The 17,994-nt window shown below is 37.6% G+C and carries 15 protein-coding genes and 1 other annotated feature; of the genes, 2 read left to right on the top strand and 13 right to left on the bottom strand.

Going from position 1 to position 17,994, the window contains the following annotated elements:
* Positions 1 to 3: 3 nt before the first annotated feature.
* Positions 4 to 236 (bottom strand) — a binding site (T-box leader).
* Positions 237 to 357: 121 nt separating this feature from the next.
* The 8 genes from ysxE to hemA form a co-directional block, all read right to left on the bottom strand.
* Positions 358 to 1,383 (bottom strand): spore coat protein YsxE, encoded by a 1,026-nt coding sequence (gene ysxE, locus RTP99_RS24255; RefSeq protein WP_000366999.1) that lies wholly within the window; start codon positions 1,381 to 1,383, stop codon positions 358 to 360.
* A gap of 62 nt (positions 1,384 to 1,445) precedes the next feature.
* Entirely contained in the window at positions 1,446 to 2,423 is a 978-nt protein-coding gene (gene spoVID, locus RTP99_RS24250) for a stage VI sporulation protein D (protein ID WP_000179722.1), read from the bottom strand.
* A 109-nt stretch (positions 2,424 to 2,532) separates the two neighbouring features.
* Positions 2,533 to 3,822 carry a glutamate-1-semialdehyde 2,1-aminomutase gene (hemL, locus tag RTP99_RS24245; RefSeq protein WP_000712955.1) on the bottom strand — a complete coding sequence of 430 codons (1,290 nt, stop codon included), beginning with the start codon at positions 3,820 to 3,822 and terminating at the stop codon, positions 2,533 to 2,535.
* Complete coding sequence (gene hemB, locus RTP99_RS24240; RefSeq protein WP_312367923.1) at positions 3,822 to 4,811, bottom strand: porphobilinogen synthase; 990 nt, start codon at positions 4,809 to 4,811, stop codon at positions 3,822 to 3,824. Before hemB ends, hemL begins: the two co-directional genes overlap by 1 nt.
* 20 nt (positions 4,812 to 4,831) lie before the next feature.
* Positions 4,832 to 5,584, bottom strand: a complete 753-nt coding sequence (gene hemD, locus RTP99_RS24235) for a uroporphyrinogen-III synthase (RefSeq protein ID WP_000992369.1) — start codon at positions 5,582 to 5,584, stop codon at positions 4,832 to 4,834.
* A 2-nt stretch (positions 5,585 to 5,586) separates the two neighbouring features.
* On the bottom strand, positions 5,587 to 6,516 hold the full coding sequence (gene hemC, locus RTP99_RS24230) for a hydroxymethylbilane synthase (RefSeq protein WP_001226411.1): 930 nt from the start codon (positions 6,514 to 6,516) through the stop codon (positions 5,587 to 5,589).
* A 15-nt stretch (positions 6,517 to 6,531) separates the two neighbouring features.
* Positions 6,532 to 7,365: a cytochrome C assembly family protein gene (locus RTP99_RS24225; protein WP_000008996.1), complete on the bottom strand. Its 834-nt coding sequence runs from the start codon at positions 7,363 to 7,365 to the stop codon at positions 6,532 to 6,534.
* Positions 7,366 to 7,382: 17 nt separating this feature from the next.
* The gene (hemA, locus tag RTP99_RS24220; RefSeq protein ID WP_000547872.1) at positions 7,383 to 8,717 is read right to left on the bottom strand and encodes a glutamyl-tRNA reductase; all 1,335 of its coding nucleotides are present in this window, start codon (positions 8,715 to 8,717) and stop codon (positions 7,383 to 7,385) included.
* A 416-nt stretch (positions 8,718 to 9,133) separates the two neighbouring features.
* On the opposite strand from hemA, the gene RTP99_RS24215 reads away from it, so the two are divergent.
* The gene (locus tag RTP99_RS24215) at positions 9,134 to 9,586 is read left to right on the top strand and encodes a MarR family winged helix-turn-helix transcriptional regulator (protein ID WP_000228199.1); all 453 of its coding nucleotides are present in this window, start codon (positions 9,134 to 9,136) and stop codon (positions 9,584 to 9,586) included.
* A 2-nt stretch (positions 9,587 to 9,588) separates the two neighbouring features.
* Positions 9,589 to 10,005 (top strand): organic hydroperoxide resistance protein, encoded by a 417-nt coding sequence (locus RTP99_RS24210; protein WP_000359781.1) that lies wholly within the window; start codon positions 9,589 to 9,591, stop codon positions 10,003 to 10,005.
* Positions 10,006 to 10,039: 34 nt separating this feature from the next.
* Here the strand turns inward: RTP99_RS24210 and ysxC are convergent, their stop codons facing one another.
* The 5 genes from ysxC to tig form a co-directional block, all read right to left on the bottom strand.
* Positions 10,040 to 10,636 carry a ribosome biogenesis GTP-binding protein YsxC gene (gene ysxC / locus RTP99_RS24205; protein ID WP_000869113.1) on the bottom strand — a complete coding sequence of 199 codons (597 nt, stop codon included), beginning with the start codon at positions 10,634 to 10,636 and terminating at the stop codon, positions 10,040 to 10,042.
* A complete protein-coding gene (lon, locus tag RTP99_RS24200; protein WP_000097298.1) occupies positions 10,633 to 12,963 on the bottom strand; it encodes an endopeptidase La in 2,331 nt (776 codons plus the stop codon). The genes ysxC and lon overlap by 4 nt, the downstream gene beginning before the upstream one ends.
* A gap of 182 nt (positions 12,964 to 13,145) precedes the next feature.
* Positions 13,146 to 14,816: an ATP-dependent protease LonB gene (gene lonB / locus RTP99_RS24195; RefSeq protein ID WP_041184788.1), complete on the bottom strand. Its 1,671-nt coding sequence runs from the start codon at positions 14,814 to 14,816 to the stop codon at positions 13,146 to 13,148.
* Between the two features lie 106 nt (positions 14,817 to 14,922).
* Positions 14,923 to 16,182: an ATP-dependent protease ATP-binding subunit ClpX gene (gene clpX / locus RTP99_RS24190; RefSeq protein ID WP_000472282.1), complete on the bottom strand. Its 1,260-nt coding sequence runs from the start codon at positions 16,180 to 16,182 to the stop codon at positions 14,923 to 14,925.
* Positions 16,183 to 16,446: 264 nt separating this feature from the next.
* A complete protein-coding gene (gene tig / locus RTP99_RS24185) occupies positions 16,447 to 17,724 on the bottom strand; it encodes a trigger factor (RefSeq protein ID WP_000729259.1) in 1,278 nt (425 codons plus the stop codon).
* Positions 17,725 to 17,994 lie beyond the last annotated feature (270 nt).

Below are 17,994 nucleotides of genomic sequence, written 5' to 3'. Positions count from 1 at the left end.
CAAAAAAAGGACGAGGGACATCGCGGTACCACCTTTATTTACAAACAAATTCAGGAATTTGTTTATACTCTTAATTTGATAACGGACAAATCCGTCTTTTCCTAATGAGAACTATTCCGTTCAGAAAAGATGCTCCAGGGCTACCTTCTAACATAACTATCTAGAGAATCTCCCAGCTAATGATTCTCCTCTCTGAAGACGTTTCTTGTTATACTCTTCCCCTTCAAGGCATTTATATGATTGTTAATTATTATATACAATAGTGTAAAAAACGAAACCTTATTCGTCAAGATAAATTTAAGACTACAGCTTTTTGAGTAAAAAAAGAAGATAAGTAGCATCCTCTACTTATCTTCTTTATCCGTTCCCTTGCTGGGCAGCTTGTAATTGCGAAAGAAAATATTCTATATTACTAACGAGCCAATGCGCTTGTTGCAAACTCTTTACTCCGAGAAGTTCATTTCCCTCATTACGCCGCTCTCTTCTTTTCTTATAAGACTGGATTTGCCGAATAAATTGCGATGGATACGTCATATACGCAAACATGAGTAGTTGCTCTTCTTTCGTAAAAGGGAAATTTTTTTGATACATTTGATACCATTCAAACCGATCACTTCGCGCAATTGGATATGTGTTTAACGACCGAGAATAAAACCCTACAATATCTTGCACAGGTGTTGCAAACTTCGATTTTTCTAAACTAATAAAATAGCCATTCCGTTCATAATCAAATAAAAAATGATTAAGCGATACGTTACCATGTACAAAAGTAATGCGCGTTGTTTCTTTTTCTTTCATCGCATCGTTCCACTCATTTAATTGCTTCGTTGCAAACTCACGCGCCCTCATTACATGATGATAGTACGTACAATACTGCAATTCAAACGGAGACATATACCACTTCGCTTCCGATTCTACAAGAAACTCTTCTAACATCTCTCCATCATTTTCCCAGCGATCGGATATATTTGTATAATGTTTTTCTAAATCCTCTTCTGTATACGTTTCTTCTTTTACCGTTTTTTGGTGCAACGTTCCGAGAGTCTGAAACATTTTATGGTATTGATCATTATCCTCGCCGTTCCCTTCCGCACGCTCTAACCAAGGCATTAAATAATAATTATACGTACCATCACTTAAAATATAATTTCCGTCCGTCGCATGGTATATAGGTACATAATTTGAAAAACCTTTCTCCTTCAAATATTGAATATGATGCAAAAAGTTATTCCGCTCTAACTTCCTGCCTTCTATTTTCTTGAGCGCATATGGACCTTGATTCGTATAAATTTTCGTCACACTTCCGTGCTCTTCCATATGCTGCGTATCCAATCTATATTGCCTTACAATGGGTTCATAGCGATTTCGTAATTCCATATCCATACGAATAACCCTTTCTATTCAAAACATAGCCTTTAGAAAAATAAGTGAGTGCAAACACTCACTTATTTCGCTTTTGCTCTTGAAACAGGAATATAAATAATTTGTCCTGTAGTTAAATATATATCTTCTGTTTGATTGACACGGTATAAGTTTTGTACAGATGTTTCATAACGTTCTGCAACAGATTCGATCGTATCTCCTTCTTGCACAAAATACATTCGTAACTTTGTAAATTCTTCTTCCGGTTCTTTCGTAAATAATTTCGTTAAATAAAGCGCATTTTCATCCCGCTGTGAATACGTTTCCTCTTCTTGTACTTCTTGTTTTTTCGCTTGTTCTTTCTTGAAATCTTTTCTTCCGAACAATTCAAATTGCGGCGTTGTTTCTTTCTCCTCTTCACGCTCTACAAATTCATGTTCTTCTATTTCCTCTTCTTCTACTTCCTGCTCTTTTCTTTCTTCTAGTTGGAACGGTTCAAATGCGTAATCTTCCCACTCATCTGATTCCTTATAGGCTGGCTCTTCGACTTGTGGCGTTGGTCTAGTTTCATGCTCTTGCGCAGAATCATCCTCTAACTCAGCATACGCCGTTTCTTCCTCTTCATCCTCAATTCTTTCTTCATCACATAAACCTGTAATAGATATATCCGCTAATAATTGTAAGCAACCATTTTCCTTTAGTTCATAATCAAATTCCTCGATAGATACATATAGTTCTTCAATTACTTTCACACGGTTTCTTGGAATTGATATTTCAAGCGGGAAGGAATGAACAAGTTCATTAACCCCATCTTCTCTTGTTTCTACATAATCAATGGACTTCGCTGGCGATAGATCTCTTAATGAATAAGCTGAATCATCTTTTCGTGCAACATACTCTCCCGTTAAATCTAATTGCCCTCTCACAATTACCTCATGATCAAGCTCTTCTATCTCAACGTCTGGATCTAACGAAATTGACAAAAGTTCTTCGACTTCCTGTCCTTTTTGGAACCAAACAGATTCTTTTAATGAAAAACGTAATGAATGATCTGTTGCCACTTCTTTTCCCCCTCCCAAACTATATGTCATTACAGATTTATGTACGGAAAGCTGACTTTATGAATAAAAAAAATCGCCCCCCTTACGGAGAGCGATTTTCTTTATTCAATTAAGCTTTTAATTTTGACATTGCAATTTCAGCCGCTGCAATTGTCGCCTCAATATCTGCATCACTATGTGCTGTCGATAAGAATAAACCTTCAAATTGGGATGGCGGTAAAAATACACCTTGTTCTACCATTTCACGATAGTAAGCCGCAAAGAACTCTAAGTTTGAAGATTTTGCTGCGTCGTAATTAATAACTGGTTCATCTGTAAAGAAGATACCAATCATAGAACCCGCACGATTGATATGATGCGGAATGCCATGTTTTTCAGCCGCTTTACGTAAGCCAGCTTCTAGCATTTCAGCTTTACGCTCAAATTCTACATACGATTCTGGCGTTAACTGTACTAACGTTTCATAACCTGCTGCCATTGCTAGTGGGTTACCTGATAAAGTACCTGCTTGATAAATTGGTCCGCTCGGTGCAACTTGGCGCATAATTTCTGCTTTACCACCGTATGCTCCTACCGGTAATCCACCACCGATTACTTTACCTAAACAAGTTAAATCAGGTGTTACACCGTAATAACCTTGTCCACAATTATATGCAACACGGAATCCTGTCATTACTTCATCAAAAATAAGCAATGCACCATTTTGCTCTGTTACTTCACGAAGACCTTCTAAAAATCCTGGTTGCGGAGGAACAACACCCATATTCCCTGCTACTGGTTCTACAATGACACAAGCAATATCATCACCGAATTGTTCGAAAGCGTATTTCACACTTTCTAAATCGTTATACGCTACTGTAATCGTATTTTTCGCTACACCTTCTGGTACACCAGGGCTATCTGGTAAACCTAGCGTTGCTACACCAGAACCCGCTTTAATTAATAACGAGTCACCATGACCGTGATAACAACCGATAAATTTCAAAATTTTGTTACGGCCTGTATAACCACGAGCTAAACGTAGCGCACTCATTGTCGCTTCTGTTCCAGAGTTAACCATACGCACAATCTCAATTGATGGAACACGCTCAATAACAAGTTTTGCTAATTTATTTTCAATTTCCGTTGGAGCACCGAAGCTCGTACCTTTTTCAGCAACAGCTTTTAAAGCCTCAACAACACGATTATTTGCATGACCATGAATTAATGGACCCCATGATAATACGTAATCGATGTATTCATTTCCATCGATATCATATACTTTAGAGCCTTTTCCACGCTCCATAAACAACGGATTCATACCGACAGACTTAAAGGCACGAACTGGGCTATTTACGCCACCAGGCATTAAATCTTGAGCCTCTTCAAACGCTGCAATCGACTTATCAAACTTTTTCATTATTTAGCGCCTCCTTCTTGTAACCATCTTGCTGCATCTTTCGCATGATACGTAATAATTAAATCTGCTCCTGCGCGTTTCATACTAATTAATTTTTCAAGTACAACTTCTTTTTCATTAATCCACCCATTTTGCGCTGCCGCTTTAATCATTGAATATTCACCGCTTACGTTATAAGCAACGACTGGTAAGTTAAAGTTATTTTTCACATCACGAACGATATCTAAGTAAGAAAGAGCTGGCTTTACAATTAAGAAATCTGCCCCTTCCATTACATCTGATTCTGCTTCACGGAATGCTTCCATGCGGTTCGCTGGGTCCATTTGATATGTTTTACGATCACCAAATTGCGGTGCACCGTGCGCAGCATCACGGAATGGTCCGTAAAATGCTGATGAATATTTCAAAGCGTATGACATAACTGGTACATGTCCAAAACCATTTTCATCTAATGCGTGGCGAATTGCTGTTACGAATCCGTCCATCATGTTTGATGGCGCAATAATGTCCGCTCCTGCTTTCGCTTGACTTACAGCTGTTTTTGCAAGAACTGTAAGAGACTCGTCATTTAAAATAATACCATCTTCAATTACACCGCAATGACCATGGCTTGTGAATTGACATAAACATGTATCCGCAACTACTACTAGATCAGGGAATTCACCTTTAATTTGCTGAATCGCACGTTGCACAATTCCATGATCACAATATGCTGATGATCCAACTTCATCTTTTTCAGCAGGTAAACCAAATACAATAACAGAACGAATACCTAAATCAACAACTTCTTGCATTTCAGCTTGCAATAAATCTAAAGATATTTGATATACGCCTGGCATAGAAGGCACTTCATTACGAACATTTTCTCCTTCTAATACAAAAATAGGGTAAATAAAATCTTCCGTATGTAAAAACGTTTCACGCACAAGCGCACGCATGCCTCCACTTTGTCTTAAGCGACGATGACGATTAAATTGTAAAGAGTTCATAGATTTCTATCCCCATTCTTTTATTTTATAGATTCACAAACACATTGTAGTAATGCTTCTACAGTGTACTCTTTCGGCATAATAATATGCGGAAAATAAAGGCTCGCCTCTTTTTCCGTAATAGGCCCTATACAAGCAATTGTACATTTTTTTGTCCATTCTCTCCAGTTTGTACCCTCAAGTAAACGAACAAAACTAGTAACAGTGGAAGGGCTCGTAAATGTAATAATGTCTACTTTCCCTACTTCTAACGCTTCTATAAGCTCTTGCTTTTTCTCTACATTCTCTTTCGTACCATATACGATAAGCTCATCTAGAGAAACACCCATTTCACGAAGCGCAACTGGAATTACGTCTCTTGCTAAATTCCCTTTCGGAAATAAAATGCATTCGTTTCCACTTAGTCTTTTTACAAACTCTTCTGCAAATACTTCTGCAACAAATGAAGTTGGAACGAAGTCCACTTCATAGCCTCGCTTTTCTAACTCTAACTTTGTTTTCACGCCTACTGCAGCAATTTTAGTCGTTACAGGTAGCTTCTGTCTCAAACGATCTAGAAAAAAAGCTACCCCATTTTTACTCGTAAAAATAACCCAGTCATACGAATGTAACTGCCCTGCTATATGTTGAATTTGCCTATGAGACATACCTTCCATACGCAAAAGCGGAATTTCCAATGGAATTCCGCTCTTTTCTTTCACCGCTACACTCATTTGTTTTGCTTGATGCTGGGCACGCGTAACCAATACCGTTTTGCCAGCGAGAGCATTCATACTTATTGTTGCCCCTTATTTGCAGCAAGAATAAGTTCTTTTGCGCCTTGTTTAATTAAACGGTCCGCAGCCTCTAATCCTACTTTCTCTGGATCAGTTCCTACTACTGTCTCTTTCAATAAAACAGAACCGTCCATAGACCCGACAAGAGCTGTTAATTCGATTGCATCGTTTTCTGTAAGAGTTGCATATCCTGCGATCGGCACTTGGCATCCACCTTCAAGTTTATGAAGAAATACGCGTTCTGCTGCCACTGTTTTTTCTGTTACTCCATCATTCATATGAGCTAACAACTGCAGTAAATCTTTATCATCCTCACGACACTCAATCGCTAATGCACCTTGTCCTACAGCAGGTACACATAACGTCTCATCTAAATGTTCTGTAATAACTTCATTATCCCAGCCCATTCTTTGTAATCCCGCTGTCGCTAAAATAATTGCATCGTAATCTTCTTCTTTTAATTTGCGTAAACGTGTATCGATATTTCCGCGAATCCACTTCACTTGTAAGTCTGGTCTCGCAGCGAGTAGCTGTGCACTACGTCTTAAACTACTCGTACCTAAAATAGCGCCTTCTGCTAACTCTTTAAACGACGCTCCGTTTTTTGAGATAAAAGCATCACGAGGGTCAACACGCTTTGGTGTACAACCAATCATTAATCCTTCTGGAAGTACGGCCGGCATATCTTTCATACTATGTACAGCCATATCAATTTCTTTCGTAAGTAGCGCATGTTCAATCTCTTTCACAAACAAGCCTTTGCCACCTACTTTTGAAAGAGTAACATCTAAAATAACATCGCCTTTTGTAACGATTTCTTTCACTTCAAATTCATATGGTAAACCTAGCGCTTTTAACTGATCAATAAACCAATTTGTTTGCGTTAATGCTAATTTACTCTTTCGTGACCCTACAATAATTTTGCGCATAATTTTCTCTCCTCATTATAAATACCAAAAGTGGAAGTTGGATAAACTGCTTAATAGAAAAATATTAATTAGCATTACGAGAAATGCTCCGATGTTCCACTGCACGATTTTCTTCCCTTGCAAAACATCTGCCGCTCGTAAATATAGGCCAGCACAATATACAAATAGAACGACAAAAGACCCGATTACTTTCGTATCATACCAATGGAAATTGTCCAATTTTGTATATCCCCATATGCATCCTAATAAAATAGCTAGTAAGAAAAATGGAACAGAAAATAAATTTAATCCGTAAGACATCGATTCTAGCTTCGGTAAATTCCCTAACCTTCTTAATCTCGCATTCCATTTTTTCTTTTTTAATAGGCGATATTGCAATAAATACATAATAGAAAAAATGAACGATACAGTAAAAGTTGCATAAGAAATAATAGCCATACCGACATGTACATATACAAGCTCCGAAACTAATTGCTCTGCAAGTACCGGCGACATCTTTCCAAGCGGCGTAAAAATAGAAAAAGCGCTTACGCCAAATGCAACAACATTTGTAAAAAAGACTAAAAAATCGATTCTCATAAATCGATTAATGACTAACGACATCGTAATCAATAGCCAAACATAAAAATAAATGCCTGATAATAAAGTTAAAAGAGGGTTCGTTTCTGAATCTGTAGCTCTAAGCAACATAAAAATAGAATGCAGAACCCATACAATCGAAAGTAACCAAAAAGCAAATCGGTTCGCCTTTCGGTTACTTTGGAAATAATCTATAAAATATAAACTAATGCTACAAGCATATAAAATAATTGCAATATGATAAATAATACTGTTATTTAAAAAACTCATCCGATCATCCTTCCAAATTATAAAGATGGAACGGATGGTGTCCACGCTCTTTTATGTTCTACTTCTTCCGCACGACTCTCTACGTCTTCCATTTCTAAATCGAAAATCTTTGCAAATAACGCTAATTTTTCGTCTGCTCCCTCTTCAGCAGCTATTTCTTTCGCTACTAAAATTGGGTCTTTTAATAATTGATTAATAATACTTTTCGTATGCTTACTAATTACTTTTCTCTCACGATCACTAAGAGTTGGTATTTTTCGTTCCAGACTTTCCATCGTTTCACTTTGAATAGCAAGTGCCTTATCACGAAGAGCTGATATTAACGGAACGACACCAAGTGTACTTAACCACGTTTTAAATAAAACAATTTCCTCTTCAATCATAAATTGAATTTTCTCTGCTTCTTTCAAACGCTCAGCACGGTTTGCTTCTACTACTCCTTGCAAATCATCAATGTCATACAAGAAAGAACCTTCTAGCTCATCAATTGCTGGATCAATATCACGCGGCACTGCAATATCAACCATAAATAATGGACGACCAGAGCGCATTTTCTCTACCTTTGTCATCATCTCTTTCGTAATGACATAATCCGATGCACCAGTTGAACTAATTAAAATATCAGCTTCTAATAATGCACATTGTAATTCACTTAAAGGTTTTGCGTGTCCCATATATTTCTCAGCCATTATTTCTGCTTTTGAAAGCGTTCTATTCATGACTGTTACTTTACGAGCACCACTTCCATATAAGTTTTGCAGTGCAAGTTCACCCATTTTACCAGCTCCGAGAATAAGTACGTGACAATCTGTTAACTCGCCAAATATTTTCTTCCCAAGCTCAACAGCAGCATAACTAACAGACATCGCACTTTCACCAATTGTCGTTTCTGAGTGAGCACGTTTCGCTAATGTAATGACTTGCTTAAACAATTCATTAAAAATTGTCCCTGTTGCTTTTACTTGCTGCGCTTCTAAAAAGCTATCTTTTATTTGACCTAAAATTTGCGTCTCTCCAACTACCATAGAATCTAAACCGCACGTTACGCGGAATAAATGATCGATTGCACCATCTTGTTCAAAAATAGTTAAATATGGTGCGACTTCTTCTATTTCAAGCTGAAACCAATCAGCTAAAAACTTCTTAATATAATACCGTCCCGTGTGTAATTGATCGACAACAGCGTAAATCTCAGTGCGATTACAAGTTGATACAATGACATTCTCTAACACGCTCTTTTGCTTTTGTAATGTCGTCATTGCTTGCTCTAGTTCTGTTGCCTGAAATGTGAGTTTCTCACGAAATTCTACAGGGGCTGTTCGATAATTTACACTAACAACAAGAATATGCACGCAGCATGTCCCCCTTCACCCGTTTTATCACTTTATCTACTATCATAATACAACTTTCCTCTTATGAATCTGACAATCGTGTGAACAACCGATTATTTTTTTATTTATTCTCCATATGTAAGAAAGGAGATTCAGTAAAATGAATAAAAACTTTCTACTTTATAATGATTATAAAATAATAACTCTATTTGTACGTTACCAAAAAAAGTCCTCATAATCAAGTGATGGAAACTATTCCATATGAATTATAACATCATCTTTCCTATCTTCTTTCATCATGAAGGAAAATATGTATGATTGTGCCAAATTGTAGCACAAACTTTCTCAATACAATGTATTTGACATTGTATTTCTTTTCCGTTATATTGATTTTACAAAATTAAATTGTGCACAACTTAATGAGAAAGGAGTTATGTATGGTAGATAATTCTTTACATCTAGATAACCAACTTTGTTTTTCTATTTACGCCTGTTCTAGAGAGGTTACACGCTTTTACCGACCGTATTTAGAAGAAATGGGCATTACGTATCCACAGTACATTACTTTACTCGTACTATGGGAGCAAGATGGACTAACAGTAAAAGAAATTGGAGAACGTCTATTTTTAGATTCAGGTACGTTAACACCTATGCTAAAACGAATGGAATCATTAAACCTTGTAAAACGCGTTCGTTCCAGAGAAGATGAGCGAAAAGTATGTATTGAATTAACAGAACAAGGTAAAGATTTACAAGATAAGGCTTGTTCATTACCGACAACAATGGCTACAAATTTAGGAATTACAGAACAAGAATATCGTTCTTTATTAATTCAATTAAATAAACTAATTGAAACAATGAAAACAATTAATGATAGAAAAGGGGAATAAACATGGATAAATTATATACTGCTTCAGTAACTGCTACAGGTGGAAGAAACGGAAAAGTAGTTTCAGATGATGGCATATTAAATCTTGATGTAAAAATGCCGAAAGCACTAGGTGGTGCAGGCGGAGAGGCAACAAATCCAGAACAACTATTTGCTGCTGGTTATGCTGCTTGTTTTGATAGTGCGTTACAACTTGTCATTCGTACAAAACGTGTGAAAGTAGAAAGTACAGAAGTAACTGCTCACGTTTCTATCGGAAAAGATACAGACGGTGGTTTCGGCCTATCCGCTGTGCTTGATGTACATGTTGCCGGCGTCTCACATAGCGAAGCACAAGAACTTGTAGAAGCCGCTCACGGTGTATGCCCTTACTCTAAAGCAACACGAGGAAATATTGAGGTTACATTAAACGTACGCTAAAAAAATTAGTAAAACAAAAAACGCGCGACATTCGTCACGCGTTTTTTGTTTTTGTAAATTTATGAATTGCTTTCCATGCTTCTTCTTTTCCAAGTCCTGTTTCAGAAGAGAATAGAACGACTTCATCGCCACTTTCAATATCAAGCGTTTCTTTAACAACTTTTAAATGCTTTTGCCATTTCCCTTTCGGAATTTTATCGGCTTTCGTTGCAATAATAATTGTTGGGATGTCATAATGCTTTAAGAAATCATACATCATTACATCATCATTTGTTGGTTTGTGACGTAAATCAACTACTAGTACAGCTGCGTCTAATTGCTCACGTGTTGTAAAGTACGTCTCAATCATTTTACCCCAAGCTGCGCGCTCCGTTTTAGATACTTTCGCATATCCGTAACCTGGAACATCCACAAAGTGCATCATCTCATTAATTAAGAAGAAGTTTAATGTTTGTGTTTTCCCTGGTTTAGAAGAAATACGCACTAACTTTTTACGATTTAAAATTTTATTAATAAATGAAGACTTCCCGACATTGGAACGACCCGCTAATGCGATTTCTGGTAAGTCACCGTCTGGATATTGTTCTGGTTTAACAGCACTAATTACAATGTCTGCTTTTGTTACTTTCATTGTTTCACTCCTACTAATGCGTGCTCCAATACTTCATCTAAATGAGATGCAAGCACAAACGTAAGGTTTTCTTTTACGCTCTCTGGAATATCATCTAAATCTTTCTCATTTTCCGCCGGTAAAATAATCTTTGTTAAACCTGCGCGGTGAGCACTTAATGTTTTTTCTTTTAAACCACCAATCGGTAATACACGACCACGAAGTGTAATTTCACCTGTCATCCCCACTTCTTTACTTACAGGAATACCTGTTAGTGCAGAAATAAGTGCTGTTGCCATCGTAATACCTGCTGACGGTCCATCCTTTGGAACTGCTCCTTCTGGAACATGAATATGAATATCATTTTTCTCATGGAAATCAGGATCAATCTGAAGCTCTTCTGCACGAGAACGAATATAGCTAAACGCTGCTTGTGCGGATTCTTTCATAACATCCCCAAGTTTCCCTGTTAAAATTAATTTCCCTTTACCTGGCGCTACGGACACTTCGATCGCCAGTGTATCGCCACCTGCTGCTGTATACGCTAAACCTGTCGCCATACCAACTTGGTCTGTTTTTTCAGCTTGCCCATAACGGAATATGTGCTTACCAAGTAAATCAACAACATTTTTCTCTGTTACTACAATACGCTTGCGTTCTGCTGTAACGATAATCTTTGCTGCTTTACGACAAACTTTTGCAATTTGGCGCTCTAGTGTACGAACACCAGCCTCACGTGTATAATAGCGAATCATTTCAAGAAGCGCTTCATCACGTACTTGTAAATTACCTTTTCGTAAGCCATGCTCTTTTAATTGTTTCGGCAATAAATGTTCACGAGCAATATGAACTTTTTCAAGTTCTGTATAGCCAGCAATCGAAATAATTTCCATACGATCAAGTAATGGGCCTGGAATACTGGAAAGTGTATTTGCAGTTGCTACAAACATAACCTTGGATAAATCATATGGTTCTTCAATGTAATGATCACTGAAGTTATGGTTTTGTTCTGGATCTAACACTTCAAGTAATGCGGCTGATGGATCTCCACGGAAATCGTTAGACATTTTATCAATCTCATCTAATAAAAAGACTGGATTAACTGATTTCGCCTTTTTCATACCTTGAATAATGCGTCCTGGCATTGCTCCAACGTACGTACGGCGGTGACCACGAATTTCAGATTCATCACGTACACCACCAAGGGATACACGGACAAAATTACGATTTAATGATGTTGCAATGGAACGCGCTAACGAAGTTTTTCCGACCCCAGGAGGTCCTACTAAACAAAGGATAGGTCCTTTTAATGAATTTGTTAACTTCTGTACCGCTAAATATTCAAGTACGCGCTCTTTCACTTTCTCAAGACCGTAATGATCTTTGTTTAAAATCTCTTCAGAATGAGCAAGATCAATCATATCCTCTGTTGCTTCTGTCCACGGAAGCGCTAATAACCAATCGATATAATTTCGAATTACACCGCTCTCCGCAGAACTTGCTGGTAACTTTTCATAACGATCTAATTCTTTCAGCGCAGCCTTCATTGTTTCTTCAGGCATTCCTGACTGTTCAATTTTCTCACGAAGTTCTTCAACTTCCCCGCCCTTACCTTCTTTATCGCCAAGTTCAGTTTGAATCGCCTTCATTTGCTCACGTAAGAAATATTCTTTTTGCGTGCGCTCCATTGAACGTTTCACTTTTTGTCCAATTTTCTTTTCTAAACTAAGTAATTCTTGTTCATCTTGAATAATTGAAATAAGTGTATGTAATCGTTCTTTCACAGATATAATCTCTAAAATCTCTTGTTTCTGCTTCGTTTTAATTGGCAAGTGAGAAGCAGTTAAATCAGCTAATCTTCCTGGCTCTTCTACATCAGCTACCGTTGCAAATGTTTCATTTGAAACTTTTTTCGAAACTTTAATATATTGTTCAAAATGCTCCAGTAATGTACGCATAAGGGCTTTCTCTTCTAAATCAGCTTCCACTTCTTCCGTTATCGTTTTAATAGAAACTTGCACTACATTTTCTTCTTCGATAAACTCTACTACTTCTGCTCTATGTAAACCTTCTACAAGGACACGAAGCGTACCGTTAGGCAATTTTAACATTTGCTTCACTTTCGCCACTGTACCTACACTATATATGTCATCTTCTTTCGGATCATCGATATTCATTTCTTTTTGCATTGCTAAAAAGATGATATTTTCATCCATTGCCGCCTGCTCTAGTGCTTGTATCGATTTATCACGTCCTACATCAAGATGCAGAACCATCGTTGGATATACGAGAACGCCTCTTAATGGTAGGAGGGGCACGATTCTTTCATTCGTATTCATACTAGACATAGCACCTCCATAATAAATTAAACTCCTGTTCAACTATTTTATATTACAATACATCTAGATGCAATTGCAGAGATTCTCCGCAACTGTAAATCCCTCGTTTTTTCTCCCTTATAAAAGAAAAAAGACTCCGCTTAAGCATACAAACTTAAACGAAGTCTGGCAAATACTATTATCGTTCATTCTCACATTGATTGTGCATCTGTTTCGTCTATCGTATTATGTACATCAAGCTCTCGATGTATATTTTCCTGTATAAACGTTAGCTCAAATACTTCCTTCAACTTCCGAACAGGAATAATTTCAATTCCTTTTATTGTATACAAAAATGGTTGCATGTTTTCAGCAGGAATGATAACTTTCTTAGCTCCTGCCTTTTTCGCAGCTTTTATTTTTGCGTACACACCACCGATAGGTTTCACTTCCCCGTGTATACTTATCTCACCAGTCATCGCTACTTCATTATTCACATACGTATGATGCACCGCTGAATACACGCCTGTTGCCATAGCAATTCCCGCCGAAGGCCCATCAATCGGGATACCACCTGGAAAATTAATATGTATATCGTACCCTTCTGGCAACACATCTAGAGATCGAAGTACTGTTAATACATTATCTACAGAACCTTTCGCCATACTTTTACGACGAATGGATTTCGTTTGACTACCAATACTTTCCTCTTCAACAATTCCGGTAACATTTACCGATCCTTTATCTTTCGCCTTGATTGCTGTTACTTCAATTTCTAATAATGCGCCTGTATTTGGTCCGTATACAGCAAGTCCATTTACAAGACCGATTCTCGGAATAGGGTAAATGCGTTTTTCATACTTCGGTGTGAGCTGACTAGAGTGAACAACCCACTCTATATCTTCATCTTTAATGAAAGGACGTTCTTCATTTATTGCCATTCCAGCAGAAATTTGTACAAGATTAATCGCTTCTCGCCCATTTCTCGCATACATCCCAATCATTTCAATACCATTTTCACCGATTTGCATTTCCACTTTGTCAGCCGCATTCTTCGCTACTTTTTGAATTTCTTCTGTATCTAATTCACGGAAGAACACTTCTAAACAGCGCGACCGAATAGCAGGAGGTATCTCATCTGGCGAACGTGTCGTCGCCCCAACTAAGCGAAAATCGGCTGGTAAACCTTTTTGAAAAATATCATGTATATACGTTGGAATCATCGTATTTTCTTCACTATAGTATGCACTTTCCAAAAACACTTTTCGATCTTCTAGCACCTTTAACATTTTGTTCATTTGAATCGGATGTAGTTCACCTATCTCATCAATAAACAAAATACCACCGTGAGCATCTGTTACCGCACCTTTTTTCGGTTGCGGAATACCTGCTTGCCCCATCGCACCAGCACCTTGATAAATTGGATCATGCACCGAACCAATTAAAGGGTCTGCAATACCACGTTCATCAAACCGAGCTGTCGTCGCATCCAGTTCAATAAATGTTGCATTTGTGCGAAATGGAGATTTTGGATTTCGTTTTGCTTCTTCTAATACAAGACGTGCTGCCGCTGTCTTTCCGACACCTGGCGGACCATATATAATCACATGTTGCGGGTTTGGACCACAAAGAGCCGCTTTTAACGACTTAATCCCGTCCTCTTGCCCCACAATATCTAAAAAGGATGTAGGACGCACCTTTTCCGCAAGCGGCTCTGTTAAAGAAATCTCACGCATTTTACGAAGCTGTTCTAATTCTTTTTTTGATTCTCGATCAATTGAAACTTTTTGTGTTCGCTGATTTCGAAGTAAATGCCAAAAATACAATCCGACAATTACACCAAAAACAAGTTGAACAAGTAAAAATATATTTGTCCAGCTCATCATTTATTTCCTCCCGCAATGTTTTATCTCTTAGTATTTCCGCGGAGGAACATAGCTAAACATAAAGAAAAACAGCAATTATAAAAATTGCTGTTTCCCCTTCGCATTATGCAGATGTTTTTGTATCAAGTACAGTACCGTCTTGTAACACCAATTTTGGCGCTGCGTTATCAGCTACTGTTTCTTTTGTAAGAATACACTTCTCGATATCTTTGCGAGATGGTAGCTCGAACATTACCTCAAGCATTAAGCCTTCAATAATAGAACGAAGTCCACGAGCACCTGTTTTACGTTCAATTGCTTTTTTCGCAATCTCAATTAGTGCGCCTTCTTCAAACTCTAACTCAACATCGTCAAGCTCCAATAGTTTTTGGAATTGCTTAACAAGTGCATTTTTCGGTTTCGTTAAAATATCAACAAGAGCATCTTCATCAAGCGGCTCTAGGTTCGCAATAACTGGAAGACGACCGATAAACTCTGGAATTAAACCAAATCTTAAAAGGTCCTCTGGTAATACGTGAGATAAAACATGCTTCTCATTTACATCAGCATTTTTCTTCTCAGAACCAAATCCAATTACTTTTTCACCAAGACGACGTTTAATAATTGGCTCGATGCCATCAAACGCTCCACCACAGATGAATAAGATATTCGTTGTATCAATTTGAATAAACTCTTGATGCGGATGCTTACGGCCACCTTGAGGTGGAACGCTCGCTACAGTACCTTCTAAAATTTTCAGAAGTGCCTGCTGCACACCTTCACCAGATACATCACGTGTAATTGATGGATTTTCGGACTTACGTGCCACTTTATCAATCTCATCAATATAAATGATTCCTTTTTCCGCTTTCTCTACATCATAATCAGCTGCTTGGATTAATTTAAGTAAGATGTTTTCTACATCTTCCCCAACGTACCCAGCTTCAGTTAAAGATGTTGCGTCCGCGATTGCAAATGGAACATTTAAAATACGCGCTAACGTTTGTGCCAGTAATGTTTTACCACTACCTGTTGGCCCGATAAGTGCGATATTACTCTTCGCTAATTCTACATCATCAATTTTGCTGTTAGAATTAATGCGTTTGTAATGGTTATATACCGCTACCGCTAGTGCTTTTTTCGCGTTATCTTGTCCGATGACATACTCATCTAAGATTTCACGAATTTCTACCGGTTTCGGTACATCTTTGAATTCTACTTCTTCGTCTTTCGCAAGCTCCTCTTGTACAATTTCAGTACAAAGTTCGATACACTCGTCACAAATGTAAACACCTGGACCTGCAACTAACTTTCGAACTTGCGTTTGTGTTTTACCACAGAAAGAACATTTTAATTGCCCTTTTTCATCATTAAATTTAAACATATTTTCACACCCCTTACAAAGTGCTAACCTCTTGCCTTCGTATGTACACGATAAATGTATCGTATGTAAATACATATTATGTCACTACGTGGCGAGAAATACAAATAATATGACTAGTTATGTACAAATAAAAAGTTTTTAAAACTTTTGAAATATGTATATTCGACTCATTAAGGAAGTTTTCCTTCTTCATCGAAAAGTTTTATAAATATATTTCTATATTTATAAAACAAGGCACGATTAAAATCGCGCCTTGTTATTTTATTATGCAGCGTTTTCTACTAAGAAGTCTACAGCTTTACGAACTTTAAGATCTTCAGCTAAAGCGTCTACGCTTCCAAGAGCTTGCTTGATAGCGTCTACTGGCATACCGTACATTTCAGCCATTTTTTCAACTTCTGCAGTTACTTCTTCTTCAGTAACTTCGATGTTTTCAGCTTCAATGATAGCTTCAAGAACAAGGTTGATTCTTACGCGTTTTTGAGCGTCTTCTTTCATTTGCTCTTTTAACTTGTCAGCATCAGTACCTGTGAATTGGTAGTAAAGCTCAAGGTTCATACCTTGTTGGCTTAAACGTTGCTCGAATTCACGAACCATACGATCTAACTCAGTGTCGATCATAGCTTCTGGAATGTCGATTTCAGCGTTAGCAGCAGCTAATTCTACTACTTCGTCACGTACTTTGTGCTCAGCTTCGTGCTTTTTGCCTTCTTCTAAGTTTGTGCGAAGTTTTGCTTTTAATTCATCAAGAGTTGCAACCGCTTCGTCAGCTTCTTTAGCGAACTCGTCGTTTAACTCAGGAAGTTCTTTTGTTTTGATTTCATGAACTGTTACTTTGAATGTTGCTGGTTTGCCAGCTAATTCAGCAGCATGGTACTCTTCTGGGAATGATACTTCAACGTCTTTAGACTCACCAGATTTAAGACCAATTACTTGCTCTTCGAAACCTGGGATGAATGTACCAGAACCGATTGCTAGAGAGTAGTTTTCGCCTTTTCCGCCTTCAAATGCTTCGCCATCAACGAAACCTTCGAAGTCGATTACAGCTGTATCACCGTTTTCAACAGTTCCTTCTTCTTTAACAACTAGCTCAGCTTGACGCTCTTGTAAAGATTTTAATTCGTTCTCTACATCTTCGTCAGTTACAGTTGTTTCAACTTTTTCTACTGCTAAACCTTTGTACTCACCTAATTTAACTTCAGGTTTCACTGTAACTTTTGCAGTGAAGATAAGGTTAGCATTTTTTTCGAACTTCTCGATGTCGATTTCAGGATGAGCAACTGGGAAGATACCAGCTTCATCGATTGCTTCACCGTATGCTTTTGGTAAGATGATATCTAAAGCATCTTGGTATAAAGATTCAACACCAAAGCGTTGTTCGAATAACGGACGAGGCATTTTTCCTTTACGGAAACCTGGTACGTTGATTGTTTTTACTACTTTTTTGAACGCAGCGTCGATAGAGTTGTTTACTTCTTTAGCATCAACTTCGATTGTTAAAACGCCTACGTTACCTTCTAATTTTTCCCATTTTGCAGCCATTTATTCTTTCCCTCCAACTATAATAATGTATGCACATACCTCTATAGATTAAGATCTTCATTATCTCTTTTTTGAAATAACAAAAGTACAAATAATCCTCTAGCAAAAGCTTTCAGATATAATGTTCCAATCTACTAATTGCCTAAAAGACAACTACGGTATATTTTGTTCGAGAATAATATGAAACATATTAAGTAAGAGAATTGCACTTCTCTTCTCTTACAAACAGGCAGATTTCTGCCTTTTGCAACCCTTACATTATAACATAGA

It is taken from the genome of Bacillus sp. (in: firmicutes), assembly GCF_031983925.1.
GTDB lineage: Bacteria > Bacillota > Bacilli > Bacillales > Bacillaceae_G > Bacillus_A > Bacillus_A pacificus.
The sequence above is the reverse complement of the archived record's forward strand: the minus strand, read 5'-3'. Positions and strand labels throughout refer to the sequence as shown.

Coding starts and splice junctions, on each gene's coding strand:
- ysxE (WP_000366999.1), bottom strand. CDS start 1,383: ATGGATATGGAATTACGAAATCGCTATGAACCCATTGTAAGGCAATAT.
- hemL (WP_000712955.1), bottom strand. CDS start 3,822: ATGAAAAAGTTTGATAAGTCGATTGCAGCGTTTGAAGAGGCTCAAGAT.
- hemB (WP_312367923.1), bottom strand. CDS start 4,811: ATGAACTCTTTACAATTTAATCGTCATCGTCGCTTAAGACAAAGTGGA.
- hemD (WP_000992369.1), bottom strand. CDS start 5,584: ATGAATGCTCTCGCTGGCAAAACGGTATTGGTTACGCGTGCCCAGCAT.
- hemC (WP_001226411.1), bottom strand. CDS start 6,516: ATGCGCAAAATTATTGTAGGGTCACGAAAGAGTAAATTAGCATTAACG.
- RTP99_RS24225 (WP_000008996.1), bottom strand. CDS start 7,365: ATGAGTTTTTTAAATAACAGTATTATTTATCATATTGCAATTATTTTA.
- RTP99_RS24215 (WP_000228199.1), top strand. CDS start 9,134: ATGGTAGATAATTCTTTACATCTAGATAACCAACTTTGTTTTTCTATT.
- RTP99_RS24210 (WP_000359781.1), top strand. CDS start 9,589: ATGGATAAATTATATACTGCTTCAGTAACTGCTACAGGTGGAAGAAAC.
- ysxC (WP_000869113.1), bottom strand. CDS start 10,636: ATGAAAGTAACAAAAGCAGACATTGTAATTAGTGCTGTTAAACCAGAA.
- lon (WP_000097298.1), bottom strand. CDS start 12,963: ATGTCTAGTATGAATACGAATGAAAGAATCGTGCCCCTCCTACCATTA.
- lonB (WP_041184788.1), bottom strand. CDS start 14,816: ATGAGCTGGACAAATATATTTTTACTTGTTCAACTTGTTTTTGGTGTA.
- clpX (WP_000472282.1), bottom strand. CDS start 16,182: ATGTTTAAATTTAATGATGAAAAAGGGCAATTAAAATGTTCTTTCTGT.
- tig (WP_000729259.1), bottom strand. CDS start 17,724: ATGGCTGCAAAATGGGAAAAATTAGAAGGTAACGTAGGCGTTTTAACA.